This is a genomic window from Microbispora sp. NPDC046973 (genome assembly GCF_040644495.1).
Taxonomy (GTDB): domain Bacteria; phylum Actinomycetota; class Actinomycetes; order Streptosporangiales; family Streptosporangiaceae; genus Microbispora.
On the sequence record NZ_JBEYWQ010000020.1, the window covers coordinates 82,928 to 106,917 of the forward strand.

Annotated in this window: 23 protein-coding genes; 6 read left to right on the forward strand and 17 right to left on the reverse strand. The window is 72.1% G+C overall.

Features of this window, described 5'->3' with window-relative positions; translation table 11 throughout:
* Window positions 1–73: 73 nt before the first annotated feature.
* The 9 genes from ABZ860_RS30210 to ABZ860_RS30250 are packed head-to-tail and all read right to left on the reverse strand — an operon-like array spanning window position 74 to window position 10,095.
* Window positions 74–1,660 (reverse strand): YfjP family GTPase, encoded by a 1,587-nt coding sequence (locus ABZ860_RS30210; RefSeq protein ID WP_357226423.1) that lies wholly within the window; start codon window positions 1,658–1,660, stop codon window positions 74–76.
* Entirely contained in the window at window positions 1,657–3,384 is a 1,728-nt protein-coding gene (locus ABZ860_RS30215; RefSeq protein ID WP_357226424.1) for an ABC transporter, read from the reverse strand. The genes ABZ860_RS30210 and ABZ860_RS30215 overlap by 4 nt, the downstream gene beginning before the upstream one ends.
* Before the next feature lie 49 nt (window positions 3,385–3,433).
* Window positions 3,434–3,964: a hypothetical protein gene (locus tag ABZ860_RS30220; RefSeq protein ID WP_357226427.1), complete on the reverse strand. Its 531-nt coding sequence runs from the start codon at window positions 3,962–3,964 to the stop codon at window positions 3,434–3,436.
* A gap of 6 nt (window positions 3,965–3,970) precedes the next feature.
* Entirely contained in the window at window positions 3,971–5,551 is a 1,581-nt protein-coding gene (locus ABZ860_RS30225; RefSeq protein ID WP_357226430.1) for a HAMP domain-containing sensor histidine kinase, read from the reverse strand.
* The gene (locus tag ABZ860_RS30230) at window positions 5,535–6,227 is read right to left on the reverse strand and encodes a response regulator transcription factor (RefSeq protein ID WP_357226569.1); all 693 of its coding nucleotides are present in this window, start codon (window positions 6,225–6,227) and stop codon (window positions 5,535–5,537) included. Before ABZ860_RS30230 ends, ABZ860_RS30225 begins: the two co-directional genes overlap by 17 nt.
* On the reverse strand, window positions 6,221–6,835 hold the full coding sequence (locus ABZ860_RS30235) for a hypothetical protein (RefSeq protein WP_357226432.1): 615 nt from the start codon (window positions 6,833–6,835) through the stop codon (window positions 6,221–6,223). The genes ABZ860_RS30230 and ABZ860_RS30235 overlap by 7 nt, the downstream gene beginning before the upstream one ends.
* A gap of 28 nt (window positions 6,836–6,863) precedes the next feature.
* Window positions 6,864–8,150 carry an ABC transporter permease gene (locus tag ABZ860_RS30240; RefSeq protein WP_357226435.1) on the reverse strand — a complete coding sequence of 429 codons (1,287 nt, stop codon included), beginning with the start codon at window positions 8,148–8,150 and terminating at the stop codon, window positions 6,864–6,866.
* On the reverse strand, window positions 8,147–8,947 hold the full coding sequence (locus tag ABZ860_RS30245; RefSeq protein WP_357226438.1) for an ABC transporter ATP-binding protein: 801 nt from the start codon (window positions 8,945–8,947) through the stop codon (window positions 8,147–8,149). The genes ABZ860_RS30240 and ABZ860_RS30245 overlap by 4 nt, the downstream gene beginning before the upstream one ends.
* Window positions 8,944–10,095, reverse strand: a complete 1,152-nt coding sequence (locus ABZ860_RS30250; protein ID WP_357226439.1) for a biotin/lipoyl-binding protein — start codon at window positions 10,093–10,095, stop codon at window positions 8,944–8,946. The genes ABZ860_RS30245 and ABZ860_RS30250 overlap by 4 nt, the downstream gene beginning before the upstream one ends.
* Before the next feature lie 145 nt (window positions 10,096–10,240).
* On the opposite strand from ABZ860_RS30250, the gene ABZ860_RS30255 reads away from it, so the two are divergent.
* A complete protein-coding gene (locus ABZ860_RS30255) occupies window positions 10,241–12,109 on the forward strand; it encodes an efflux RND transporter periplasmic adaptor subunit (protein ID WP_357226441.1) in 1,869 nt (622 codons plus the stop codon).
* 177 nt (window positions 12,110–12,286) lie between these two features.
* On the forward strand, window positions 12,287–12,913 hold the full coding sequence (locus ABZ860_RS30260) for an NYN domain-containing protein (protein WP_357226442.1): 627 nt from the start codon (window positions 12,287–12,289) through the stop codon (window positions 12,911–12,913).
* Between the two features lie 77 nt (window positions 12,914–12,990).
* Here ABZ860_RS30260 and ABZ860_RS30265 read toward each other — a convergent pair whose 3' ends face one another.
* The 4 genes from ABZ860_RS30265 to lhgO are packed head-to-tail and all read right to left on the reverse strand — an operon-like array spanning window position 12,991 to window position 16,728.
* Window positions 12,991–13,362, reverse strand: a complete 372-nt coding sequence (locus ABZ860_RS30265) for a hypothetical protein (protein WP_357226444.1) — start codon at window positions 13,360–13,362, stop codon at window positions 12,991–12,993.
* 42 nt (window positions 13,363–13,404) lie between these two features.
* Window positions 13,405–14,799, reverse strand: a complete 1,395-nt coding sequence (locus ABZ860_RS30270; protein ID WP_357226445.1) for a HAMP domain-containing sensor histidine kinase — start codon at window positions 14,797–14,799, stop codon at window positions 13,405–13,407.
* Between the two features lie 3 nt (window positions 14,800–14,802).
* Window positions 14,803–15,525 carry a response regulator transcription factor gene (locus ABZ860_RS30275; protein WP_357226447.1) on the reverse strand — a complete coding sequence of 241 codons (723 nt, stop codon included), beginning with the start codon at window positions 15,523–15,525 and terminating at the stop codon, window positions 14,803–14,805.
* Window positions 15,526–15,543: 18 nt separating this feature from the next.
* Complete coding sequence (gene lhgO, locus ABZ860_RS30280; protein WP_357226448.1) at window positions 15,544–16,728, reverse strand: L-2-hydroxyglutarate oxidase; 1,185 nt, start codon at window positions 16,726–16,728, stop codon at window positions 15,544–15,546.
* Window positions 16,729–16,816: 88 nt separating this feature from the next.
* Here lhgO and ABZ860_RS30285 point away from each other — a divergent pair, with 88 nt between their 5' ends.
* Complete coding sequence (locus tag ABZ860_RS30285) at window positions 16,817–17,179, forward strand: hypothetical protein (RefSeq protein ID WP_357226449.1); 363 nt, start codon at window positions 16,817–16,819, stop codon at window positions 17,177–17,179.
* 63 nt (window positions 17,180–17,242) lie between these two features.
* Window positions 17,243–17,677 (forward strand): CBS domain-containing protein, encoded by a 435-nt coding sequence (locus tag ABZ860_RS30290; RefSeq protein WP_193206906.1) that lies wholly within the window; start codon window positions 17,243–17,245, stop codon window positions 17,675–17,677.
* Between the two features lie 118 nt (window positions 17,678–17,795).
* Here the strand turns inward: ABZ860_RS30290 and ABZ860_RS30295 are convergent, their stop codons facing one another.
* Together ABZ860_RS30295 and ABZ860_RS30300 are read right to left on the reverse strand one after the other, a co-directional pair.
* Window positions 17,796–18,458, reverse strand: coding sequence for a response regulator transcription factor (locus ABZ860_RS30295; RefSeq protein ID WP_357226451.1), 663 nt, complete (start codon window positions 18,456–18,458; stop codon window positions 17,796–17,798).
* Entirely contained in the window at window positions 18,455–19,585 is a 1,131-nt protein-coding gene (locus ABZ860_RS30300; RefSeq protein ID WP_357226453.1) for a histidine kinase, read from the reverse strand. Before ABZ860_RS30300 ends, ABZ860_RS30295 begins: the two co-directional genes overlap by 4 nt.
* A 177-nt stretch (window positions 19,586–19,762) precedes the next feature.
* Here ABZ860_RS30300 and ABZ860_RS30305 point away from each other — a divergent pair, with 177 nt between their 5' ends.
* Together ABZ860_RS30305 and ABZ860_RS30310 are read left to right on the forward strand one after the other, a co-directional pair.
* On the forward strand, window positions 19,763–20,170 hold the full coding sequence (locus ABZ860_RS30305) for a hypothetical protein (RefSeq protein ID WP_357226456.1): 408 nt from the start codon (window positions 19,763–19,765) through the stop codon (window positions 20,168–20,170).
* Window positions 20,167–21,687: a multicopper oxidase domain-containing protein gene (locus ABZ860_RS30310; protein ID WP_357226457.1), complete on the forward strand. Its 1,521-nt coding sequence runs from the start codon at window positions 20,167–20,169 to the stop codon at window positions 21,685–21,687. Before ABZ860_RS30305 ends, ABZ860_RS30310 begins: the two co-directional genes overlap by 4 nt.
* A 6-nt stretch (window positions 21,688–21,693) precedes the next feature.
* On the opposite strand, the gene ABZ860_RS30315 is transcribed toward ABZ860_RS30310, so the two are convergent.
* Both ABZ860_RS30315 and ABZ860_RS30320 read right to left on the reverse strand, forming a co-directional pair.
* Window positions 21,694–22,761, reverse strand: coding sequence for a hypothetical protein (locus ABZ860_RS30315; protein WP_357226460.1), 1,068 nt, complete (start codon window positions 22,759–22,761; stop codon window positions 21,694–21,696).
* Between the two features lie 94 nt (window positions 22,762–22,855).
* Complete coding sequence (locus ABZ860_RS30320; protein ID WP_357226461.1) at window positions 22,856–23,977, reverse strand: epoxide hydrolase family protein; 1,122 nt, start codon at window positions 23,975–23,977, stop codon at window positions 22,856–22,858.
* Window positions 23,978–23,990 lie beyond the last annotated feature (13 nt).

Sequence of the window (23,990 nt, forward strand, 5' to 3'; positions counted from 1 at the left end):
GTCCCGACCGTGACAGCCGGCTCTGCCAGATCCCTGTCAGGCTCCTGCCGCCTGATGCCGGGTCAGGACACGGTCAGGACGCGGCGACGGCCACCCGGTCGGCGAAACGGGCATAGCGGGCGAGCTCGTCCCTGGTGGGCGCGACGATCAGCTCTCCGGCGACCTGTTCGATGCCGGCGCGCAACGCCTTGGCGGCTCTGCGCGCCCTGCGCCGCCCTCCGATCCAGGCGAACACCCGGCACAGCGCGGCGAACAGCACCCCGGCCAGCGCGCCGCCCAGCAGGAGCACGGTCGGCCACGGCGCCCGGCCGACCGTGGGGGTGGGAAGCCCAGGCAGCATGAGGTAGTCCAGCGCGAAGCGCACGAGCAGCCAGATCGCGCCCGCGGCCATCGCGGCGACGGTCAGCCACTGCACGGTCCCCGCGACGCGCCACCACCGGGGGGCGCCGGAGACGCGGCCCGAGGTCGCCTCGGCGACGGTGCGGTCCAGGGAGTCGGTCAGCTCGTCCGACCGCGACCGCGCCGCGTGCCGTACGGCCGTCGCCCACGGCTCGGGCACCGAGGCCGAGGCGGCGGCGCCGACGTCCCGCAGGGCGGTGTCCACGGCCGAGACCTCCACCGCGGTGGCCGCGGGCAGCGAGGAACGGGCGCCCTTGGCCAGGTGGAGACGGCGCAGCGGATCGGGCCGCAGCCTGCGCAGCCAGCGCGTCACCGGCCAGCCCGTCGCGGCGATCGAGCGGTGCCGGTGCGACTTCGCGACCGCCTCGACCACGGCGGGCACCCCCGCCGCGTGTGCCAGCGCCCGCGTCAGCGCCCTGCTCACGGCGACCTCCGGCATCGCGACCCGTCCCGGCGCGGGCGGGGCGTCCGACCAGAGCGCGGAGGCGGCCGCGGCCACGTCGGCGGCGAGCCGGGACGACCAGGCGCGGCGGCGGGAGACCTCACGGTCGAGCAGCGCCCGCAGTTCGGGGACGCCCTCGCCGGTGCGGGCGGAGACCCCGAGCACCGGCACCCCTTCGAGCCCGTCGGCCGCCAGCAGGCCGCGCAGGTCGTCGAGACAGCGCTTCACGGACCGCTCCGGCAGCCGGTCCACCTGGTTGAGCACGACGACCATCACGTCACGATGCCGGGCGAGCGGGCGCAGGTAGCGCTCGTGCACGGCCGCGTCGGCGTACTTCTGCGGGTCGAGCACCCAGACCAGCAGGTCGACCGCGGCGACCAGGCGGTCGACCTCCCTGCGGTGGGACAGCTCGATGGAGTCGTGGTCGGGCAGGTCCAGCAGGATCAGTCCCGTCGCATCGCCCTCGACCGGGTGACGCAACGGGACGTCGAGCCAGTCGAGGAGCGGTCCCGAGCCGCCGGCGCCCCACAGGGCCGCCTGCGCCTTGGCGGTCGTCGGCCGGGTCACCCCCACCGTCGCCAGCTCGGTGCCGGACAGTGCGTTGAACAGCGACGACTTGCCGCTTCCCGTCGCCCCGGCGAGGGCGACCGCCGTGTGCTCCACCGACAGGCCGCGCCGTACGCCGGCCCGGGCGACCACGGCGCGCGCGTGGTCCACGGCCTCCTGACCGAGCCGGCCCTCCGCCAGGTCGGCGGCCTCCGCGAGCGCCTCCAGGCGGTCGTCCAGCGACACCTCCGCCTTCTTGACCTGGAGCTTCAAAGGACGCCCCTCTCCTGTACGGCCTTGGCGGTCTCCCGCAGCCGGGCCGCCGTCTCCGGAGCCGGGCCCAGCCCCTCCACCAGTGAGGTGAAGCGGGCGCGTTCCTCGTCGAGCAGTGTGCGGACGCGCCGCCGCAGGTCCTCGCGCGCCTCCTCGGTCAGCGTGCGCACGGCCTGGTCGCCGAAGACGGCTTCGAGCAACTTCTGGCTGAGCACACCGGTGCCGCCGGCGATGCCCAGCTCGATGCCGGTGATCCCGCCGGTCGTGGAGAATACCGCCAGCATGATCAGCACACCGAGGCTGTTCACGCCGAACGACGCCGCACGCGCGAGCGTGCGCCGGTCGGCGCCCTCGGAGCGGACGAGGTCGAGCACATGCCCCTGCCAGTCGCGTACGGCCACGCCGGCCCGGGCGGGCAGGTCGGCGGACGCGCGGCCGAGCCGCCCGGAGACGGCGACGCCGGACTTCTCCAGCAGGTCGCGCCCGGCGGGCAGGGCCAGCCACGCCTCGACGGCCCGCTCCGCGGCGGCGTCGGCGGTGGCGCGGATCAGCGACTCCACCCCGCTCTCCAGCGCGACCCGCAGCTCCCTGTCCGGCGCCGGACGGCCGCGGAAGGCGGCGACGAGGCGGTCGCGCAGCCAGCCGACGCGGGACTCGAGGGCCCGCATGAGGTCGCCGGTGCCGACGAAGTCCTGCCAGCGGGCCAGCACCTCGCCGCGCAGCAGCCTGCCGTCGCGCATCCCCTCGTCGAACGCCGACATCGCCACGTCGTACGCCCTGCCCGCGATGTCCCGCAGCTCGGCGATCCCCGCCCGCTGGCGCTCCACCCGGTCGGCCAGGTCGGGCACCCGGGTGCCGAGGCTGTCCAGGGCGCCGGTCAGGGTCCGCCGTACGACCTCGGCCCGCGCCTTGGCGTCCACGGACAGGTCGGCGAGCCAGGTCGCGATCGGCTGCACGACGTGAGCGGGCAGCCGGGCGCGCTCCGACGGCAGCTCCAGCTCGGGGACGGCGAACAGCGGTGTGCCGCCCAGGCCGTTCTCCCGCAGGAGCCGGGTCAGGTCGGCGGCCACGGGCTCGCGCGCCTCGGCCGGAACCCGCTGGAGGACCACCGCGAGCGCCGTGCTCCGCTCCCTGGCCAGGCGCAGGAAGCTCCACGGCACCTCGTCGGCGTACCGCGCGGCGGTCGTGACGAACAGCCACAGGTCGGCCGCGGCGAGCAGCTGCGCGGCCAGCTCCCGGTTGGCCGTGACGACCGAGTCGATGTCGGGGGCGTCGAGCAGCGCCAGCCCGGGGGGCAGGGCGTCCACGGGGGCGATCCGCAAGGTGCCGGGCTCGCCGCGCCCCCCGCCGGCCACCCCGCCCGTCACCCTCGCCAGCCCGGGCAGGACCGTGGTGGAGGTGAACCAGGCGGCGTCGGCGGGATTGCAGACCAGGGTCGGCGCGAGCGTGGTGGGCCGCAGCACCCCGGGCTCGGTCACGATCATGCCGGCCAGCGAGTTGACCAGGGTGGACTTGCCCGCCCCGGTGGAACCGCCGACCACGGCGAGCAGCGGCGCGTCGATGGCCGACAGGCGGGGCAGCAGGTAGTCGTCGAGCTGCCCGCGCAACTCCCCCAGGACGCGCCGGTCGGCCGCGGCGTCCCCGATCGCCAGGGGGAACAGGTCCTGATCGAGGTGACGCCGCAGGCTCTCCAGGGCGGCCCGCAGCCTGTCGTTCCCCGCCATACTCCCGACCTTCCCTGAGGAAGGCCGCCGAATCAGCCGCCCCGGCCCGTCAGGCGGTGGGCGTGGCGGCGGGAGCAGGCGCGGGCAGCAGCACCTTGCACTTGTCGTACGCCTTGGCCACCTCGGGGTCCGCCGTGGCCAGGCCGCGCACACGCCCGTCCGCGGGCAGCTCGGCGCCGTTGTCCTTCATGCAGGTGCGGAACGCCTGCATGGCCTGCGGATCGGCGCCGCGCCGGCCGCCGAACCCGCCCCGGCCGCCCTGGGGCATGAGGGAGCGGCACGCCTCGAACGCCTTGCTCATGGCGGGGTCCATCGACCGGAACCCGCCGAAGCCCCCACTCGGCCTGGCGGTCGGTCTGCCCGTGGGTCTGGCGCTGGGCCGTCCGCTGGGCCGTCCGCTGGGCAGCGTGACGCCGTTCTTGCGCAGGCACTCGGTGAACGCGGCCCGGGGGTCGGCGCTCGAACCGCCGCCGGCGGCGGCCTGCGTGGTGGTCGTGGCGGCGGTGCCGTCACCGCCGCCGCAGCCGGTCACCGTGACCGCCAGGGCCGCCGCGGCGACCGCGATGGACAGGTATCGCAAGGGGGATCACCCTAGCCTTTCTTCGGACGGACACGCGTCTTCGATCGGGCATGCGGGGAGGCGGACGCGGAACACCGCGCCCCGGCCGGGCTCGCTGTCGGCCGTGATGGTGCCGCCGTGGGCCTGGACGAGAGCGGCGGCGATGGACAGCCCGAGCCCCGTGCCGCCGGAGTCCGACCGGCTGCGCGAGGGATCGGCGCGGTAGAACCTCTCGAAGACGCGCTCGGCGTCGCCGGAGGCCAGCCCGGGCCCGTCGTCGGCCACCTCGATCAGGGCCTGTGATCCGGACACGATCCCCACGCCGACGCGGAAGGCGGTGCCCGCCGGGGTGTGCCGCAGGGCGTTGCTGACGAGGTTGCCGACGACCTGGCGCAGCCGGGCCTCGTCGCCGAGCACCCGCACCGGCTCGTCCGAGTCGTCCAGCCGCAGCAGGTCGATCTCCCGGTCCGGCGCGAGGGTCTGCGCGTCGAGCACCGCCCCCGCCGCGAGGCTGAGTACGTCGACCGGGCGGCGTTCGAGGGGGCGCTGCTGGTCGAGCCGGGCGAGCAGCAGCAGGTCGTCCACGAGCAGGCCCATCCGCACGGCCTGGTCCTCGATGCGGCGCAGCAGCAGGACGGGGTCCTGCGAACGCTGCTGCCGGTACAGCTCGGCGAAGCCGCGGATCGAGGTGAGCGGCGTGCGCAGCTCGTGGGAGGCGTCGGCCATGAACCGGCGCATCCGCTCCTGCGACGCCTCCCGCTCCCGGAACGCCGTCTCGATCTGCGTGAGCATGCCGTTGATGGACCGGCCGAGACGGCCCATCTCCGTGCGCCGGTGCCGCAGGGGAACGCGCCGCGACAGGTCTCCGGCCGCGATCGCCTCCGCCGTCCGTTCGATCTCCCCCAGCGGGCGCAGGCTGCGCCGTACGAGCCAGTAGCAGGCGATCCCGAGCGCGACGAGCACCGCGAGGCCGACCCCCACGACGATCACCGCGAGCCGCGAGACCGTGCCGTCGATGTCGGCCAGGCTGATGGCCGCGACGCGGAAGCGGGTGCCGTCCTCCTCGCGTACGGCGATCACCCGCCACAGCGCCCCCGAGGGGCCCTCGACCGTGAACAGCCACTGCCTGCGGTCCTGCCGGGGCCTGGGCAGCGCGGGCAGCGGATCGGCGTTCGGCGGCTCCTGGACGGTGCGGACGACGGCGCCGTTCCGGTCGAGCACGACGATGTAGAACGAGCCGAACTGCCGCGGCGGCCGCGACGCGTTGCCCGTGAACTGGGACGGAGGCGGCAGTTCCGCCGGACGCCGGCCGACGGCCGTGAGCTGCCCGTCGACCCGGTCCACCAGATAGCCCCGCAGGAGCTGTACGGCGAAGCCGCCGGTCAGCGCGATCGCGAGCGTCACGAGCAGCAGCGTCCCCGCCACGAGCCGCAGCCAGAGCGGGGTCCTCGCGACCCGCCGCCGCAGCTCGCGGATGCTCAGCAGGCGCAGCACCGCGCCCGCGCGCGGCACCCGGGGCCACCGGCGGCCGCGGGTGGCCCCACCGGCCTTCGCACCGGCGTCGCGGGCCGGCCCGCCCAGGTGGAGCAGGTCACTGACGCGGCGCACGGAGGACATAGCCCACGCCGCGGAGCGTGTGGATCAGCTTCGGCTCGGAGGTGTCGATCTTGCGGCGGAGATAGGAGACGTACGACTCGACCACGTTGTGGTCGCCGCCGAAGTCGTAGTGCCAGACGTGGTCGAGAATCTGCGCCTTCGACACCACCCGGCCCTGGTTGGCCATGAAGTAGTGCAGCAGCTTGAACTCGGTGGGCGACAGCCGTACGGGCACGCCGTCCCGCCAGACCTGGTGGGAGTCCTCGTCGAGCTCCAGATCGGCGACGCGCAGCCGGGCGGGGACGGCGTCGCCGCCGCGCGTGCGCCGCAGCACGGCCCGGATGCGCGCGAGCACCTCCTCCAGGCTGAACGGCTTGGTGACGTAGTCGTCGCCGTGGCCGAGCCCGGTGATCTTGTCCTCGTTCGCGTCCCTGGCGGTGAGGAACAGCACCGGGACCCGCCGCCCGGAGGTGTGGAGCCGGTCGGAGACGGCGAACCCGTCCAGATCCGGCAGCATGACGTCGAGCACGATCAGGTCGGGGCGCACCTTGCCCGCGATCTGGACCGCCTCGCGACCGGAGGACGCGGTGATCACCTCGAACCCGGCGTACCGCAGGCTCGCCGACAGCAGCTCCCTGATGTCGGGCTCGTCGTCGACGACCAGCAGACGGCCTTCCCTGATCACGATCCCGCCCTCCGGCCCATGGCCGAGCCCTCGGTGACGGACGTCGCCGCCACCTGGCCCTCGGCGCCGGCGGTCCCCGCGACGGTCACGAAGCTGCCCGGCTTGATGTCGGAGACCTTCCCCGACCGCGTGACCTGGACCTTGGTGTCACCCGAGGTCGTCACCGTGACCACGCCGCCGTTCACGGTCTGGACGTAGATCTTGTCGCCGTCGACCAGCTTGACCGTGCCGAAGGTCATGCCGCCTGGCCCTGCTCCCGCCCCTGCCCCTGCTCCCGCGCCCGCGCCCGCGCGGCCGGCGCCTCCGCCCGCGAAACCGCCCCCGCCCGCGCCTCGGGCGTACCCACCGCCGAGTCCGCCGCCTTCTGGGGCCTGGCCGGCGCCGGCGTACGCACCGGTCGCGCGGGACAGGAAGCGGTCCGATGTGGAGCCGCCCAGGAGCTTCTGCACCTGGATGCCGAGGAGCAGCCCGGCCACGAGCAGGACGCCTCCGGCCAGGGCGAGCGTCAGCTTCGACCCGCCCGCCGGGGCGGGACGCGCCGCCAGCACCTCCTGGAGGTCGTCGTCGAACGGCGAGGTCTCCAGAAGCTCCTCGGTGTCGTGCCTGCTCACATTCATCTCCCTTCCATGGGTCCGGCCATCACTCGAAGCGGAGGGCTTCGATCGGCCGCAGCCCGGCGGCGCGGTTGGCGGGATAGCTGCCGAAGAACAGGCCGATCGCGACCGAGACGCCGAGCGCCAGCGCGATCGACGTGGGGACGATCACCGGCTGCACGCCCGCGATGGTGAACTGGGCGCCGAGCACGGCGATCAGCACGCCGAGCAGGCCGCCGACGAGGCTGAGCATCGTCGCCTCGGCGAGGAACTGGCCGAGGATCGCGCCCTTGGGCGCGCCGATCGCCTTGCGGATGCCGATCTCCCTGGTCCGCTCGGTGACGGTGACGAGCATGATGTTGGTGATGCCGATCCCGCCGACGAGCAGGCTGATCGCGGCCACCGCGCCGAGCAGGACCGTGAACGTCCCGGTCGCCGCGCTGACCGTCTCCTGCAGGGTCGCCTGGTTGAGGATGCGATAGTCGGCGCTCGCCGCGCCGGCGATGCCGTGCCGCTGGTTGAGCACCTCGGTGACCTCGGTCTGCGCGGCGTCCACCGCCTCGGCGCTCTTGGCCTGCACGAGGATCTGTCCCAGCGGCCCGAATCCGGTCAGGCTCTGCTGCACGGCGGGCAGCGGGGCGATCGCCACGTCGTCGGCGTCCTGGAACCCGGACGAGCCGGCCTCCTTGAGCACGCCGACCACGGTGAACGGCACGCCCGAGACGGTGATCTGCTTCCCGAGGGGATCGACCGTGCCGAACAGGTTCTCGGCCACCGTCTGGCCGATCACCACCACCTTGCGCGCGGCGAGCACGTCGTCGTTGTAGAAGTAGGCGCCCTTGACCACCGGCTTGTTGGACGCCTCGAAGTAGCTCGGGTAGGTGCCCACGAGCTGGCCGATCGAGTGGCTCGCCCCTTCGTACGTCGCCGTCTGGGACTGGGCCGTCACGACCGGCGAGACGCTCTTGACCGAGGGGGCGTTCGCCGGGTCCGCCAGCGCCCGCGCGTCGTCGACGGTGAGGTCCTTGGCCTGGGTGCGGGGGCCGCTGTTCTGCCGCCCGGCCTGGCCGCCGCCTCCCCCGCCGCCGAAGGCGCGGGCGAACCCGCCGCCCGGGCCGCCCCCGCCGCCCGAGGTGGACGGCATGACGGTCAGCGAGTTGGCCCCGAGCCGCTGGATGTTCTGCTGGATCTGCCGGGAGGACCCCTCGCCGACCGCGACCAGCAGGATCACCGCGGCGACGCCGATCAGGATGCCGAGCATGGTGAGCGCGCTGCGCATCTTGTTGGCGGCCAGGCCGCGCAGGGCGAAACGCAGGACCTCCGCGGCGTTCACGAGGCCACCTCCGCGAGCCGCGGGGGCAGCCCGCCGACCGGCGTGGTGCGCACGTCCTCCACGATCCGGCCGTCCATGAGGCGGACGACCCGTTTGGCGTGCGCGGCGACCTCTTCCTCGTGCGTGATGACGACCAGGGTCCGGCCGCTCGCGCTGAGCCGGTCGAAGATGTTCATGACGTCCTCGCTGGACTTGCTGTCGAGAGCGCCCGTGGGCTCGTCGGCCAGCAGCAGGGTCGGCGCGGTGACGAGCGCGCGGGCCACCGCCACCCGCTGCTGCTGGCCCCCGGACAGCTCGTTGGGCTGGTGGTGGACGCGCTCGGCGAGCCCGACCCGGTCGAGCGCGGCCAGCGCCCTGCGGCGCCGCTCCGCGGCCTTGACCCCGCCGTACGCCAGGGGAAGCTCGACGTTGGCGAGCGCGCTCATCCGGGGGATGAGGTTGAAGGACTGGAAGACGAAGCCGAGTTTGCGGTTGCGGACGATCGCGAGCCGCCGTTCGTCGAGCCCGCCGACGTCGGTGCCGTCGAGGTGGTAGGTCCCCCCGGACGGGACGTCGAGGCACCCGATGATGTTCATCAGCGTGGACTTGCCGGAGCCGGACGCACCCATGATCGCCACGTAGTCGCCGCGCTCCACCCTGAGCGATACGCCGCGCAGCGCGCGCACCGCGGTCTCGCCCTCGCCGTACACCTTGGTCACGTGGCCCAGATCGAGCACAGGGGGGCCGAGGACGGGGAGGTCGAGCACAGAAGGGTCGGGCACGGAGGGGTCGGGCACCGGCGGCGGGCCGGCCCTCATCGGTTGCCTCCGCCGCCACCGCCGCCGCCGAAGCCGCGGCCGAACCCGCCTCCGCCGGCCGGGAACTGGATGCCGCCGCCTCCGCCGGTCGTCGATGCCTGGGGCCGCACCACCTGGTCGCCCTCCTGGAGTCCCGATTTGATCTCCGTGGTGGTGTCGCCCTTCAGGCCGGCCTCCACCCGCTTCACGACCTGCCTGCCGTTCTCCAGCACGGTCACCGTGGTCTGGCCGCCCGCCGTGGTGACCGCCGAGGATGCCACCGTGAGCACGTCGTCGGCCTTGCCCACGGTCACCTGGACCGTGGCCGTCTGGCCGAGCCGTACGGTGGACGGCACGTCGGTCAGCGAGGTCGTCACGGCGTACTGGACGACGTTGTTGTTCGTCTGCGGCTGCGGGTCGACCACCGTCACCTTGCCGGCGGCGGTGACTCCGGCGAGGGCGTCGAAGGACACGGTCGCGGCCTGGCCGACCTTGATCCTGCTGACGTCGGCCTCGGTGAAGTTCCCCACGATCCGCAGGTGGGCGGGGTCGGCGATCTCGATGAAGCCGCCGGACCCGCCGGTGCCGCCCGACCCCGCCGACCCGCTCTGCGACTGCCCCTGGCCGCCCTGGGCAGAGCCGCCGGATCCGCCGGACGCGCCCGAGGAGCCGCCCACGGCTCCGTTGACCGCCGTGACGACCCCGGCGAAGGGCGCCTTGATCACCGTGCCCGCCAGCGCCCGCTTGGCCGACCGGTAGGCGTTCCTCGCGCTGATGTACTGCGAGTAGCCCGAAGCCGTCGAGGTGTCGGCCTCCTCGGCGGCGTCCAGGCTCGCCCGGGCCGCCTCCAGGCTCTCCCTGGCGGCCGTGTCGTCGATGCGCGCGAGCACCTGTCCCTTCTTGACCTTGTCGCCGCTCTCGACCAGGACGGACTCGACGGTGCCGCTCGTACCGAAATCGAGGGCGCGCGTCCTGGCGCTCTCGACGGAACCGGAGGCCGATACCGAGGCGAGCACGGTCCCTCGGGTCACCCGGGTCGTCAGCGGCGCGGCGCCGTCTCCGGAGGAGCCGCCTCCCACGGACGCCCAGGCCGCCGCGATCCCGCCGAGCAGCAGTATCACCAGGACACCGTTGATGATCAGCGTCCTGCGCTTCGTCGACAGCTTCACGAGGTCGAACCATGGCAAACCCCGCTTCGGGCAACCTATGCCGATGCTGAGGGTTTGCTGACAGTCCGCATCAGGACGCGCATCCACAGACAACTCTCAGGTACGGCCAAGCCACCGGTCACGTGGCGTCAGCAGGATGTCCGCCATGAGATCGAGCACTCCACTCAGCGTCGGAGGGCTCGCGCTGGCGGGGATCGTCATCGCGAGCGTCGCCGTGATCTCCGCCACCGGCGGCGACACCTCCGTGGCCGACCGGATGGCGCTCGCCTCGGTCAAGCGGGGCACGGTCGCGTCGTACGTCTCCGCCGCCGGCAACACGATCGACACCGGCGTGCGCGATCTCGCGTTCGGAGCGGAGGGCACGATCGAGAAGGTCTACGTCACGGTGGGCCAGAAGGTCCGCCGCGGCAAGGTCCTCGCCCGGATCGACGACACCGTCGCCAGGGAGAACTACGAGGCCGCCAAGGCCGCCCTCGCCGCCGCCCAGGAGACCCTCGACGACGTCGAGAACGGCACCGCCACCACGAGCGGAGCCGCCGCGCCGAGCGCGGGCGGCTCCGGAGTCCGCACGTCCGGCGGCGGATCCGGCTCCGGCTCCGGCTTTGCGGGCGGCTCCGGGGCCGGGGCCTCCACCGGGGGAACCGGCGGGGGAAGCGCAGGCGGGGCCGGGACCCCCGGCGGCGCAACGGGCACCGGAGCCGGCTCGGGAGGCGCAGGCGGGGCCCGGACTTCCGGCGGCGCAACGGGCGCGGGCGCCGGGGCGGGTAACGCCGGCGGCAGCGGCACTGGCAGCGGTGGCCCGGTCTCGTGTCCGGCCCCCTCCGTCCGGCCCTCCGGGCAGGCGTCCACGCACCCCTCCTCGCAGCCCTCGTCACGGCCTTCCGCGGCCGCCCGATCTTCTTCGAGCCGACCGGCCGCCGCCCCGGCGGACAAGGGCGCGAGCGCGGCGAGCATCGGCCTCGTGGCGTACCGGGGCGGTGACCACGGCGGCTCCAAGCCCCAGCCGACTCCGGCTCCCACGGTCACCCCGCGCCCGCATCCGCACCCGAAACCGTCCAGGCCGCACCGTCCGGCCCCCACGGACGGCAGCGCGACCGCCCCGAACCCCGAGGTGAGCGTCTCGATCCTGCCCACGACACCACCGCGGCGGCCGTCCGCCGAGCCGAGCGCCTCCCCCAGTGGCTCCTCCTCCGCCTGTTCACCCGGGCAGAGCGGCCAGGGACAGGGCCCGCAGGGACAGAGCGGGCAAGGTCAGGGCGGCCGGGGGCAGGGCGGCGGCGCGCAGGGGCGTACGGGCTTCGGCGGCGGCCAGGCAGGCCAGGGAGGCCAGGGCGGTCAAGGCGGCCAGGGGGGCGGCGCCCGGCTCACCGAGGCACAGGCCGAGGCGCAGGTCAGCCAGGCGACGACCGAACTGGCCGAGGCCAAGGAGGCGCTCGCCGGTGTGCGGATCAAGGCTCCGGCGGACGGCACGATCCTGTCCGTCGCGGGGACCACCGGCTCCCGCTACACCTCGGGCACGTTCATCACGCTCGGCGACCTCGACGACCTGCAGGTGCAGGCGATGTTCACCGAGTCGGACATCCGCTTCCTCAAGGTCGGTCAGGCGGCCACCGTGACGCTGCCCGCGCGACCGGGTCAGGAGTACCCCGGAACGGTCGCCCACATCGACCCGACCGCGACCACCAGCAACCGCCTGGTCCGTTACGGCGTGACGATCGTCCTGAACAGCCGCCCCGCCCGGCTGCTGCTGGGCCAGAGCGCCACCGTGCGGGTGACGACCGGCGAGGCGGCCGACGCGCTCTACGTCCCCTCGCAGGCCGTACGCGCCCAGGGCGACGGCACGGCCGTGGTCACGGTGGTCAACGGCGGGACGCAGTCGCGCCGTACGGTCAAGGTCGGCGTACGCGGCGACAGCTACGTGGAGATCACGGGCGGCCTCGCCGAAGGCGACCACGTCGTCCTGCCCGCCGCCTCCACCGCCTTCCCCGACGAAGGCTTCCCCGCCGCCCGCTGACCCACCGGCAGCCACACGCCGTCCAGCAAGTCCACCGCGCAAGGCACGAGTAAAGACGAGGTCCCATGATTTCCCTGCGAGTTGACGCTGTCCTGCTACTCTCGTATAAAGAAAACACTGCTCCCCGCCGTCCGGGCATCGCCCGGACTGGCGGGGATTATTTCGTTGTGGGGCAAAGTGGCAGATCGCGTCATTCTGTTCATCGACTATCAGAATGTCTACAAGGGTGCGCGCAGCTGCTTTCACTCACAACTGCATCCTCCCCACACGGCCGGGCAGATATCCCCATTTGCGCTTGGACACCATATAGTCCGCAACAGCCCCTACGACCGTGAACTGACTCAGGTAAGGGTCTATCGCGGCAGACCCGACTCGACCAAGGACCCCAAAGGTTACGCAGCCTGCACACGGCAGGTCGCCTCTTGGGAACGCAGCGATCAGGTGGTGACCACCCTCCGCACCCTTCGCTATCCGTACGGATGGCCTGAGCGTTGCACTCCCGGCGAAAAGCCACAGGAGAAGGGTATCGACGTCGCGCTGGCGGTCGACTTCGTGCGGCTGGCCATCGAGAAGGAGTATGACGTCGGGATCTTGATGTCGACCGACACCGACCTCAAGCCAGCCCTGGAAGTGGTGGCTTCATTACGGTCATCAGGGGGCCCGCGTGTCGAGGTAGCGGCGTGGAGCGGAGACAACATGCACAACAGGCGGTTGTCGATCTCTGGAATGAACCTTTGGTGTCACTGGCTGAACGCCGAGTCCTACAACCAGGTCAAAGACCCGACCAACTACGCCCTCAACTGATCGCCGGACGGCCGGCGGCGCGAGCCACCCAACCCAGTGCGGCAACGATTCGTCGGGTCACCAAGTGCGGGAGGCGGTCACCAGCGGGGGGAGGGGACTCTGTAGACGGGCGGTCCGCCGAGCATTTCCGCCAGATCGTCCTCGGTGACGTCGAGGTCGAAGGCGGGGCCCGCCTGGTGGGGATCCCAGCCGCGACGCAGGGCCAACCGTATGACCGCCGCCACGAGCGCCGGCCGTACGGACATCGTTCGCTCCCCCAACCAGGCGTCCGGGCGCAGGAAGGGAAGCGACACCAGGAGCACCCTCCATGGCTCTTCCGCCGGCTGGACCGCGAAGGTCAACGGCGACCAGCCGTTTCCCTGGTGATACGTGGGCTTGCGGCGGATTCGCCACCGGTAGACGACGCCGTCGACCGTGATAGGCCGTGAGCCCTTCCTTGGAATCGCCACGAATACCTCCTGCCCTTCAACCTAAGTCAACGGAAACAGCGGTCAGGTGCGGGCTTCCGGGGCGAGGGGGAGGGTGACGCGGAAGGTGGCGCCGGCGCCGGGTGCCGACTCCACGCGGACCTGGCCGCCGTGTGCCAGGACGAGGGACTCCACGATCGCGAGCCCGAGGCCGCTGCCGCCGGACGGCCGCGTACGGGAGGGGTCGGCGCGGTAGAAGCGCTCGAAGACCCGGGCGGCCTGCTCGGGAGTGAGGCCGGGCCCCTTGTCGGCCACCTCGATGAACGCCGCACTGTCCAGGGTGCCGACGCGCACGGTGATCGGCGTTCCCTCAGGCGTGTGAGTCGTCGCGTTGCTCATCAGGTTGCCCACGACCTGCTTCAGCCGCACCTCGTCCCCCGAGACGATCAGCGCCGCGTCCCCCTCGACCACCAGCGACACGTCGCGGTCGGGGCAGAGGGTCCTGGCGTCGTGGACCGCGTCGGCCGCCAGGGCCAGCAGGTCCACGGGCTGCGTGCGCAGCGGGCGCTGCTGGTCGAGCCGGGCGAGCAGCAGGAGGTCGTCCACCAGCAGGCCCATGCGGGCGGCCTCGCTCTCGATGCGCGACATCAGCCGCGTGGTGTCGGCGTCCGGCACCTGCCGGTGGAACTCTGCGAAGCCCCTGATCGAGGTGAGCGGGGTGCGCAGTTCGTGCGAGGCGTCGGCCACGAAGCGGCGCATGCGCGCCTCCGACTCCCTCGCCGCGGCCTCGGAGGCCGCCCGGGCCTGGAACGCCGCCTCGATCTGGGCGAGCATGCCGTTCAGCGCGCGGGCGAGCCGACCGACCTCTGTGCGCGGGTCGCGGTCGGGGATCCGGCTGCCGAGGTTCCCCCGGGCGATGGCCTCGGCGGTCGCCTCGATCTCCGCCAGGGGCCGCAGGCTGCGCGCCACGATCACGACGCCGACGACGGCGAGCAGGACCATCAGGACGCCGCCGACCAGCGCCTCGATGAGGGCGAGCCGGGCGGTGATCTGCCCGACCGAGGCCATGTCCACCGCGACGACGACCGTGCCGAAGCCCTCTACGGGCACCACCCGGGCCCGCCACAGACCGTCGCCCGACACCGCCGGCACCGTCACCGGGTTCCGGGAGGTCACGGCGCCGGGGCCCGGCAGGTTCTCCACACTCATGCCCGCGTGCGTGAGCAGCGTCCTGCCGCCGGTGTCGCGGATCTCCACCCGGCCCTCGGGCGGAACCCTGAGCCGTGCGAACGACCCCGGACCACGGTCGAGCCGTTTCTCGGCCTCGTGCGCCACCATGCCGACCTGCATGTCCACCCGGCTGACCAGGTAGTCGCGCAGCACCGAGACGCTGCCCACGCCGATGACCGCGAGGGCGACCGCGACCAGCGCGAGCATGGCCGCGCTGAGCCGGATCCGCAGCGGCGTGCGCCCCGACACGGCTCAGGCGCCGCTGGGTGGTGTCCGCATGACGTAGCCGACGCCGCGCAGCGTGTGGATGAGCCGGGGGTGGCGCCGCGAATGGGCGTTGTCGAGCTTGCGGCGCAGCACCGACACGTACGACTCGACGATCCCGGCGTCGCCGCGGAAGTCGTAGTCCCACACGTGGTCGAGGATCTGGGCCTTGGACAGCACCCGGCCGGCGTTGCACATGAAGTAACGCAGCAGCTTGAACTCCGTCGGCGACAGGGGCACGGCCCGGCCGCCACGCCAGACCTCGTGGGACTCCTCGTCCAGTTCGATGTCCGCGAAGGTCAGCCGCGGCGCGGTGACCATCGGGTCTCCGGCGGTGCGGCGCAGCACGGCCCGGATCCGGGCGACGACCTCCTCGAGGCTGAAGGGCTTGGTCACGTAGTCGTCGCCGCCGAGCGTCAGGCCCCGGATCTTGTCCTCGGTGGCGTCTCGCGCGGTGAGGAAGACCACAGGGGTGTGGGTTCCGCCCCCGCGCAGCCTGCGCACGATGTCGAACCCGTCCATGTCGGGCAGCATGACGTCGAGCACGATCAGGTCCGGTCGGTGCCGCTGGGCCGCGGCGACCGCCTCGCCGCCGTTGGATGCGGTGTGGACCTCGAATCCGGCATACCGGAGGCTGGCCGCGAGCAGTTCGAGGATGTTCGGCTCGTCCTCGACGATCAGCAGCCGGGCTTCGGGAGATTCAGCGACCATGGCGGCAGCACTCTAGACCTAGAAAGTTAAGGGAACCGTTAAAGCGATGTGCCGCGCGATCGCCAGGCTGCTCGTCGCCGCAGGTGAGGGCGCGTTTCGCACCAGTACGATACGCCCGCGCACGTCGATGACGAAGTCGTCGAGCAGCCTGCCGTCCCGCGCCACGGCCTGGGCCCGCACGCCGCCTCCGGCGCGTACGAGGTCGGCCGGGGCAAGCTCGGGGACGTACCTCCGGGCGGCGGCCACGAAGGCCCGTTTGGCCAGCGAGCCGTACACCTCGCGCAGGCCGGTGCGCCAGTGCACGGCCGCCATCCGCCGGGTTCCCGGCCAGGAGACGATCCGCCGCAGGTCGCGCAGCGAGGCCGACCGCCAGGAGTAGCCCTCCAGGGCGAGCGCGGGCACGGCGTTGGGCCCGACCAGGACCTCCCCGTCGATCCTGCGGGTCAGGTGGACGCCGAGGAAGGGGTAGCGGGGGTCGGGCACGGGATAGATCAGCCCCTTCACCAGACCGCGTGCCGGGCCGGCGAGCCGGTAGTACTCCCCTCGGAACGGGACGATCCGCACGTCGCCGCCGGCTCTCGCCAGGTCCGCCACGCTGTCGGTGCCGAGGCCGGCGCAGGAGATCAGCCGGTCGAAGGTGAGCCGCTCCGGCCCGGCCGCCACCGCCACGCCGTCGGTGGTCTGCCTGATCGCGCGCACGGGACGCGAGAGCCGTACGGACCCGCCGGCCTCGGCGACGTCGGCGGCGAGGCGGCGCGCGACCGCGGTGAAGTCGGTGATCGCGGTGTGCGGCGAGTGGACGGCGGCGACCCCGACCGCGTGCGGTTCCACCTCCCGCAGTCCGATCGCGTCGAGCTCGGCGATGCCGGGCACGCCGTTCTCCCTGGCCCGCTCGGCGATGCGGCGCAGCCCGGGCAGTTCGGCCCGGGTGGAGGCGACGACGAGCTTGCCCGCCTCGTCGTACGGCAGGCCGTGCTCGGCGCAGTACTCGCGCAGCATGGCGGCGCCCTCCCGGCAGAGGGTCGCCTTCAGCGAGCCGGGCTGGTAGTAGATCCCGGCGTGCACGACCCCGCTGTTGTGCCCGGTCTGGTGGGCGGCGATCCGGGGCTCCTTCTCCAGCACGGTCACCTCGGCGCCCGCCCGCGCCATCTGCCGGGCCACGGCCAGACCGAGGATCCCGGCGCCGACGATCCCGATCCTCATGTTGGTGCGGTTGTCGACAGCATGCCGGACATTGTCGCAGCCGGAGTCGCTCCACGGTGATCGAACCTGTGTTCGGTACGATGGCGAGGTGTACGTGCCACCCGGCTGGCCGTCGGAGGTGCGCCCTCCCGGCAGCCCCGACTGGGAGGTCTCGGCCGTGTCGTGGCTGCTCGACGCGGTGCCCCCGGACTACCGTGCGTACGGCGTGCTGCGCCGCCATCCGCTCGCGCTCGCCCGGATGGCCCGCCAGCAGGTGGCGGCCTCGATCCAGGCGGCCAGGGAGGGATACCGGGGCGCGGCGGTGGACCTGAAGGAGCATCTGCCCCCGCACGCGATCGAGGCGGTCCTGGACGCCTACCGCCAGGAGGGCCCCCGGCTCGTACGGCTGGCCGAGTCGGTCGCGCTCGTGGAACGAGCCCTGCGCGGCGAGCACTTCCTGCCCCGGCTGTGAACCGGCTCTTATTTTCGGACATATGGGGCATAACAGCCTAAAAGAGGGAATCGGGGGTTAGCCATGACCACAGAGGGAGTAAGCAAGACCGCCGGTCAGGTCATGCACGAGGGCGCGGAATGCATCGGCGAGCACGAGAGCCTGCGCAGGGCCGCGGAGATGATGCGGGACATGAGCGTCGGTGCCCTTCCCATCTGCGGGGACGACGACCGGCTCAAGGGCATCATCACCGATCGCGACATCGTGATCAAGTGCGTCGCCGAGGGCAAGGACCTCGACCAGACCACGGCGAGCGAACTGGCCCGCGGCCTGGTCTGGGTGGACGCCAACGCCAACGTCGAGGAAGCCCTGACCAAGATGGAGGAGCACCAGATCAAGCGCATGCCGGTGATCGACAACCACCGGATCGTCGGGATGATCACCGAGGCCGACCTGGCCAAGGAGCTGCCCGACAGCAAGCTCGCGGAGTTCGTCCACCGCGTCTACGCGCGGGGTTGACTCTCGCGGCGATCTCCGGGCCGGGCGCCGTCAGGATCGGCGACCCGGCCCTTCGCATGCCCCGCCCCGGCGGCGTGGTCGGCGAGCCGACCGCGGGGAACTCGCCGTAGTCATCCCCCTAGCGACTTCCCGGTGTGACGAGCCCGGACTCGTAGGCGTGGACTACCAGTTGGGCGCGATCACGAGCGCCCAGCTTGGCTATCATCCTGCTGACGTGGGTCTTGACGGTGGCGTGGCTGATCGTCAGGTGGCCGGCGATCTCCTCGTTGGACATCCCTCTCGCGACCAGCGACAGGACCTCGCGCTCCCGGTCGGTCAGCCGGTCGAGGCCGGGTCCCGGCACGGGCCTGGGCGGGGTGGAGACGTACTCCTCGATCAGCCGCCTGGTGACCGAGGGAGACAACAGTGCCTCGCCATCGGCCGCCACCCGCACCGACTGCAGCAGGTCGGCCGGTTCGATGTCCTTGACCAGGAATCCGCTGGCCCCGGCACGCAGGGCGGCGAAGACGTACTCGTCGAGGGCGTAGTTGGTGAGGATGACCACGCGCACCGAGTCGAGCTCCGGGTCGGCGCCGATTCTCCTCGTGGCCTGGATGCCGTCCAGCAGCGGCATCCGTACGTCCAGCAACGCCACGTCGGGCAGCAGAGTGCGGCACAACTCGACGGCCTCGCCGCCGTTGCCCGCTTCCGCGACAACCGTGATGTCCCCAGCCATCTCCAGCAGTGCTCTGAAACCGGCGCGGATCAGTGGCTGGTCGTCGGCCAGCAGCACCCGGATCACGAGGCGGCCACCGTCGGCAGTTCGGCCCGTACGGCGAAGCCTCCCCCCGATCGCGGCCCAGCTGTGAGCGAGCCGCCGAGGGCAACCGCGCGCTCGCGCATTCCGATCAACCCCATCCCGTTCTCCGCTGCCCCTGTCCTGGGCTCTCCGTCGTCCTCGACGCTCAGCTTGATCATCTCAGCCGCGTATTCGATCGTCACGGTGATGGAGGCGGCCCCGGCGTGCCGTAGCACGTTGGTGAACGCCTCCTGCACGATGCGGTAGGCGGCCCGGTCGACCTCTGCGGGCACCTCCCTGCGCGTGCCGATGGTCAGCGTCCTGACCGGCAGCCCTGCCGCTTCGGCCCTGTCCACCAGCCGGGACAGCCTGGCCAGCCCCACCTCCGAGCCGTCGGGATCGGCCTGGCGCAGGACGCCCAGCGTGGCGCGCAGCTCGTGCATCGCCTCTTTGCCGGACTCCTTGACCGCGAGCAGCGCCTGGCGGGTCAGGGCCGGATCCCGCTCCAGAGTCTGCAAGGCAACGGAGGTCTGGACGTTGATGACGGAGATGGTGTGCGTGAGCGTGTCGTGGAGCTCTTGGGCGATCCACAGGCGCTCCTCCCCGGCCCTGCGCAGAGCGGCCTCCTCCCTGGTGAGTTCGGCCTGGATCGCTCGTTGTTCGACCTCTCTGAGGTAGGCGCGCCGGTTCTTGGTCACCTCGCCGAGCACCACCATCGCCACCAGCCAGCCGCTGAGCAGGCCGAGGCCACCGGGCTCCGGATCGGTGCCGGCCAGTGCGACCGGGATGGCGATGCCGGAAGCCAGTGCCGTGGCAAGACCGATCGCCAGACGGCGCCGCCCCAGAGTGGCCGCCGTGTAGATCGCGATCAGGGCGGGCCCGGCGGCGAAGATGCCCGGGTAACGCGCGCCGTAGTAGGCGACGGCGCACCCGACCGCGACCACGCCGACCGGCACGGGAGCGCCACGCCGCCAGGCGAGCACCAGAGACGACACCGCGATCAGCGTCAGGCCGAGCGGGTCCAGCGGCCGCTCCGTGAGACCTGAGCTGGACAACCTGCCGTAGGTGCCCGCGACGCCGAGCGTGAGCATGGCCACGGTGATCAGCGCATCGGTCTTCCAGGGCTGCACGCCTGTCACGCTAAGCCACGATGCAGGACGAGCCCACCCGTTGTACGGATGACCCGGCGCGTGCGTCCCTGGTCGTACTCGTGCTCCGCGTCGCCGTGCCCTACACCCTGGGATGTACGGCGAAGCGCCGACCCCAGTCGGACGATCTTCCGCTCGAGGCGCAGCAGCATGCCGTGCATGAGCGTCTCACCTGCTCCACCGCGGGCGGGCCTTGGCCGTGGACCCGGCTGGATCGTCTGGCCGCTGCGGTCGGCCGCCGTGCTGCACCTGTTCGGCGTGCTCACCCAAGCCGTCCTTGCCGGACTGTTCGTCACGGGCGACGTGGACATGCTCGCCTGGCATCGCACCAACGGCGGATTCACTCATGTCATGCTCTACCTCCAACTGGTGGCCTCGATCCTGCTGTGGCGACCGGCGCGCGGACCGGCGTGGCCTGCCTGGGCCGCGGCCGGGCTCGTGGCCGCCGAAACCCTTCAGGTCATGGTCGGGCAGGAGCGCGTCCTGGCAGTGCACTTCCCGCTCGGCATGGCCGTTTTCGGCGCCACGACCATGCTGACAGTCCTGGTCTGGCGGGTGACGCGATGATCTCCCGTCGCGGTTTCCTCGGGCTGCTTGGCGGGGCCGGCCTCACGGTCACCGGCTGCGGCGCCCTGGTGCGCGAGGTGGCCGGTGAGAGCCTGACGAGCGCGTTGCCGTTGCCCGCCCGGTTCACCGTGCCGCTCCCGATCCCCGCGACCGCCGTTCCGGTACGGCCCGGCCATTACGAGGTCGTTCAGCGGGCAGCCAAGGTAGAGATCATCCCCGGCACGACGACCGAGATCTGGGGCTACGACGGCACGTTCCCCGGGCCGACCTTCGACCTGGAGACCGGCAGCCGTACCGTCATCCGGGTCCGCAACGAGCTGCCCGTGCCCACCTCGACACATCTGCACGGAGGAGTCACCCCGTCGGAGTCCGACGGCTACCCCACCGACGTGGTGATCGCGGAGGGACGGGGATTCCGCCCGCCACAGGGCGATCACTCCCACCACGACCTGCCGCAGTGGACCTTCCATCAGGTGGCCAGAGACTACGTGTATCCGCTGGAGCAGCGTGCCGCCACGCTCTGGTACCACGACCATCGGATGGACTTCACCGCGCCACAAGTATGGCGTGGCCTGGCCGGTTTCCTCCTGGTTCGCGACGACGAGGACGACGCGCTGCCGTTGCCGAAGGGTGAGCGGGACATCCCTCTGATGATCTGCGACAGGGCCTTCGAGGAGGACGGCTCCTTCCGCTATCCGTCCCTGGATCCGACCCTGCTGATGCGCCCAGGGGTGGATGACGCCTTCATGGAGGGAGTCGAGGGCGACGTCATCCTGGTCAACGGCGCCCCCTGGCCTTTCCTCGAGGTCGACGCGGTCCGATACCGCCTGCGACTGCTCAACGCCTCGAACGCGCGCCGTTTCCGGCTGCGGTTGACTCCCGGCGGCCGGTTCGTCCAGGTCGGCAGCGATCAGGGGTTGCTGACCGCTCCCCTGACGCACGACGCGATCACCATCTCCCCGGGAGAACGCTTCGATGTCGTCGTGGACTTCTCCGGCCACCCCGTCGGCACCGAGGTGACCATGGTCAACACTTTGGGCACGGGTGCCGCACGCGATGTCATACGGTTCCGCGTGCGCCGCAGAGCCGCTGACGACAGCGCGATCCCGAAGCGGCTGTCCCAGGTCGAGCCGGTCACCACGGCGGTCACCACCCGCGTCTTCGACTTCCGCCGCACGGGTCAGGGGGGAGGCGGGTCCTGGACGATCAACGGACAGCGCTTCCGGCCAGGGCAGCCGCTGGCCACCCCTCGACTGAACACCAGCGAGATCTGGAGGTTCAGCAGCGACTTCCATCACCCCGTGCACGTCCACCTGGCTCGATTCCGGGTGCTCTCACGGAACGGCAGGCCGCCGGCAGCGGCCGACGCCGGCTGGAAGGACACGGTGGACGTGCGACCCTACGAGGTCGTCGACGTCCTGGTCCGTTTCGAGGGCTACCGGGGGCGCTACATCCTGCACTGCCACAACCTCGAGCACGAGGACATGGCGATGATGGCCGATTTCGAGGTCGTCTGAAGGCCCTCAGCGGCCCGTACGGTAGGCGATGAACGCGATGATCCCGATCGCCCCCAGAGCCACCGTCACCCATAACATCGGCATCGGCACGCCGAACACGCCGTCCCCGGAGGTCGTCCCGCTCGTCGCCCTGACCGCGCGGGGCCGGGCGGAGGTCCGCGCCGGGCTGGGCGAGGGAGCCGGCCGGGCGGCGGCGGGCAGCGGCACCCGGTAGACCGGGCTGTCCTTCCCCTCGCTCCCAGTGAGCAGGGCGGTGCCGTCCCGCGTGTACGCGATCGACTCGGCCTGGTAGAGCGGCGGCATCGTGACATGCGCGATCAGGTTGCCGGGCGAGCGGTAGACGGACGCCGAGAAGTACGTACGGATGACGAAGCTCGACCCGTCGGGGGCGTACGCCGCGTCGGTGGCCATGAGGGGCGCGGGCCCGACCCGGCGCAGGACGTTCACCTTGTCGGTGCGCAGCTTCGCGGGGGCGGCGTAGACGCCCCCGGAGAACTCCTTGCTGACGATGTACAGCCGGCCCGTGCGGGGATCGACCATCACCCCCTCGGCGTTGCGGGGGCCGTCGGCGTAGCGGAGGCGATACCGGACGGCCCGCAGCGTCGCGTCCTCCATCGTCCTGGGCTCGACGACCTTGTAGACGGACACGTCCGGCCAGGCGCCGTCCATGTTGTCCCCGATGTCGGCGATCCACAGCACGCCGCGCCCGGTCGCGCGGTCGGTGGAGGCCGCGATGCCCTCCCAGTCCCTGGCCTCGGCGTCGCCGATCGTGAAGGTCGCCCGCGTGCGGCCGTCCGGGCCGATCGCGTAGATCTTCGGTCCGTGGCCGCTGTCGTTGTGCGTGTAGACGATGCCCTTGTGGGTGGGTGAGACGGCGAGGCCGCTCGACTCGCCGATGCGCTCGTCCCGGATCCGGAACAGCAGCCGCTCCCCGTCGTCCGCCCGCATCGCCGTCGCCGGAAGCACCGTACCCGGAAGCACCACTCCCGGAAGCGCCGTGCCCGCGACCGCGAGGAGAGCCAGGACGGCCCGCGGAATCCTTCTCGTCCGCGTCCGCCCCGTTCCGCTCCCCATGCGGCCATCATTCCCGATGCCCGCCTCGCACGCGGCGGGCGACATGCCCCCGCTCGTCCCGGAATCGGTCAGGAGGGGGTATGCGGGCGGCCTGTCACCGCAGCGCCGAGTAGAAGTCGCGCAGGTCGGCGGCGAGCACGTCCGGCCGCAGGTGGGCGGCGTAGTGGCCGCCCCCGCCGTAGGACCGCCAGTGGACGATGTTCGTGTGGTCGCGCTCGGCGAAGGTGCGCATCGACACGAAGTCTCCCTCGAACATCGCCAGGCCGAGCGGCACGGTCGTCGGCTCCTTGGGATGCTCGGCGTGCGCGTCCTCGTAGTAGAACCGCGTGGCCGACGTGGCCGTGCCGGTCGCCCAGTAGAGCATCGTGTTGGTCAGGATGAAGTCGTCGTCGACGTCCTCACCGAACAACTGGGCGTTCCAGCCCAGCAGCCCGGCCGGCGAGTCGAAGATCCCGTACGACAGCGTCTGCGGCTGCTGCGAGTGGACCATGTTGAACGACATCTTGTTCTCGTAGAACCACTGCAGCACCTCCAGTCCCTTCCGCTCCTCGTCGGTGAGGTTCGCCATCTCCGCCGGGTCGCCGGAGGGGAAGGAGTAGATCTGCGTGACGTGGACGCCGACGACGTGCTCGGGGTCCACCCGGCCCACCTCCGGTGAGACGAACGAGCCGCCGTCGTTGCCCACCGCGCCGTACCGGTCGTAGCCGAGCCTGCGCATGAGCTCCGCCCACGCCCGGGCCGTACGGAACCGGTTCCAGCCCCGTTCCCTCGCCGGGCCGCCGAAGCCGAAGCCGGGCAGCGACGGGATCACCAGGTGGAACGCCTGCGACGGGTCCTCGGGGTTCGTCAGCGGTTCGACGATCTTGAGGTACTCCACGATCGAGCCCGGCCAGCCGTGGGTGAGGATCAGCGGAAGGGCGTTCTCGTGCGGCGACCGCACGTGCAGGAAGTGGATGTCCTGCCCGTCGATCTCGGTGACGAACTGCGGATACCGGTTGATCTCGGCCTCGTGCGCACGCCAGTCGTATCCGTCCCGCCAATACTCGGCCAGCCGCTTCACGTACGCGACCGGCACGCCGTAGTCCCACCCGGTGCCCGGGATCTCGTCCGGCCAGCGGGTCCGGCCGAGCCGGTCCTTCAGGTCGTCGAGGTCGGCCTGCGGAACGTCGATGCGGAACGGCCTGATTTGCGGCGTGATCTGCGTGTTCTCGCTCATGACGCCGACATTA

Coding starts and splice junctions, on each gene's coding strand:
- ABZ860_RS30215 (WP_357226424.1), bottom strand. CDS start 3,384: ATGGCGGGGAACGACAGGCTGCGGGCCGCCCTGGAGAGCCTGCGGCGT.
- ABZ860_RS30245 (WP_357226438.1), bottom strand. CDS start 8,947: ATGAGGGCCGGCCCGCCGCCGGTGCCCGACCCCTCCGTGCCCGACCCT.
- ABZ860_RS30255 (WP_357226441.1), top strand. CDS start 10,241: ATGAGATCGAGCACTCCACTCAGCGTCGGAGGGCTCGCGCTGGCGGGG.
- ABZ860_RS30275 (WP_357226447.1), bottom strand. CDS start 15,525: ATGGTCGCTGAATCTCCCGAAGCCCGGCTGCTGATCGTCGAGGACGAG.
- lhgO (WP_357226448.1), bottom strand. CDS start 16,728: ATGAGGATCGGGATCGTCGGCGCCGGGATCCTCGGTCTGGCCGTGGCC.
- ABZ860_RS30290 (WP_193206906.1), top strand. CDS start 17,243: ATGACCACAGAGGGAGTAAGCAAGACCGCCGGTCAGGTCATGCACGAG.
- ABZ860_RS30305 (WP_357226456.1), top strand. CDS start 19,763: ATGAGCGTCTCACCTGCTCCACCGCGGGCGGGCCTTGGCCGTGGACCC.
- ABZ860_RS30310 (WP_357226457.1), top strand. CDS start 20,167: ATGATCTCCCGTCGCGGTTTCCTCGGGCTGCTTGGCGGGGCCGGCCTC.
- ABZ860_RS30315 (WP_357226460.1), bottom strand. CDS start 22,761: ATGGGGAGCGGAACGGGGCGGACGCGGACGAGAAGGATTCCGCGGGCC.
- ABZ860_RS30320 (WP_357226461.1), bottom strand. CDS start 23,977: ATGAGCGAGAACACGCAGATCACGCCGCAAATCAGGCCGTTCCGCATC.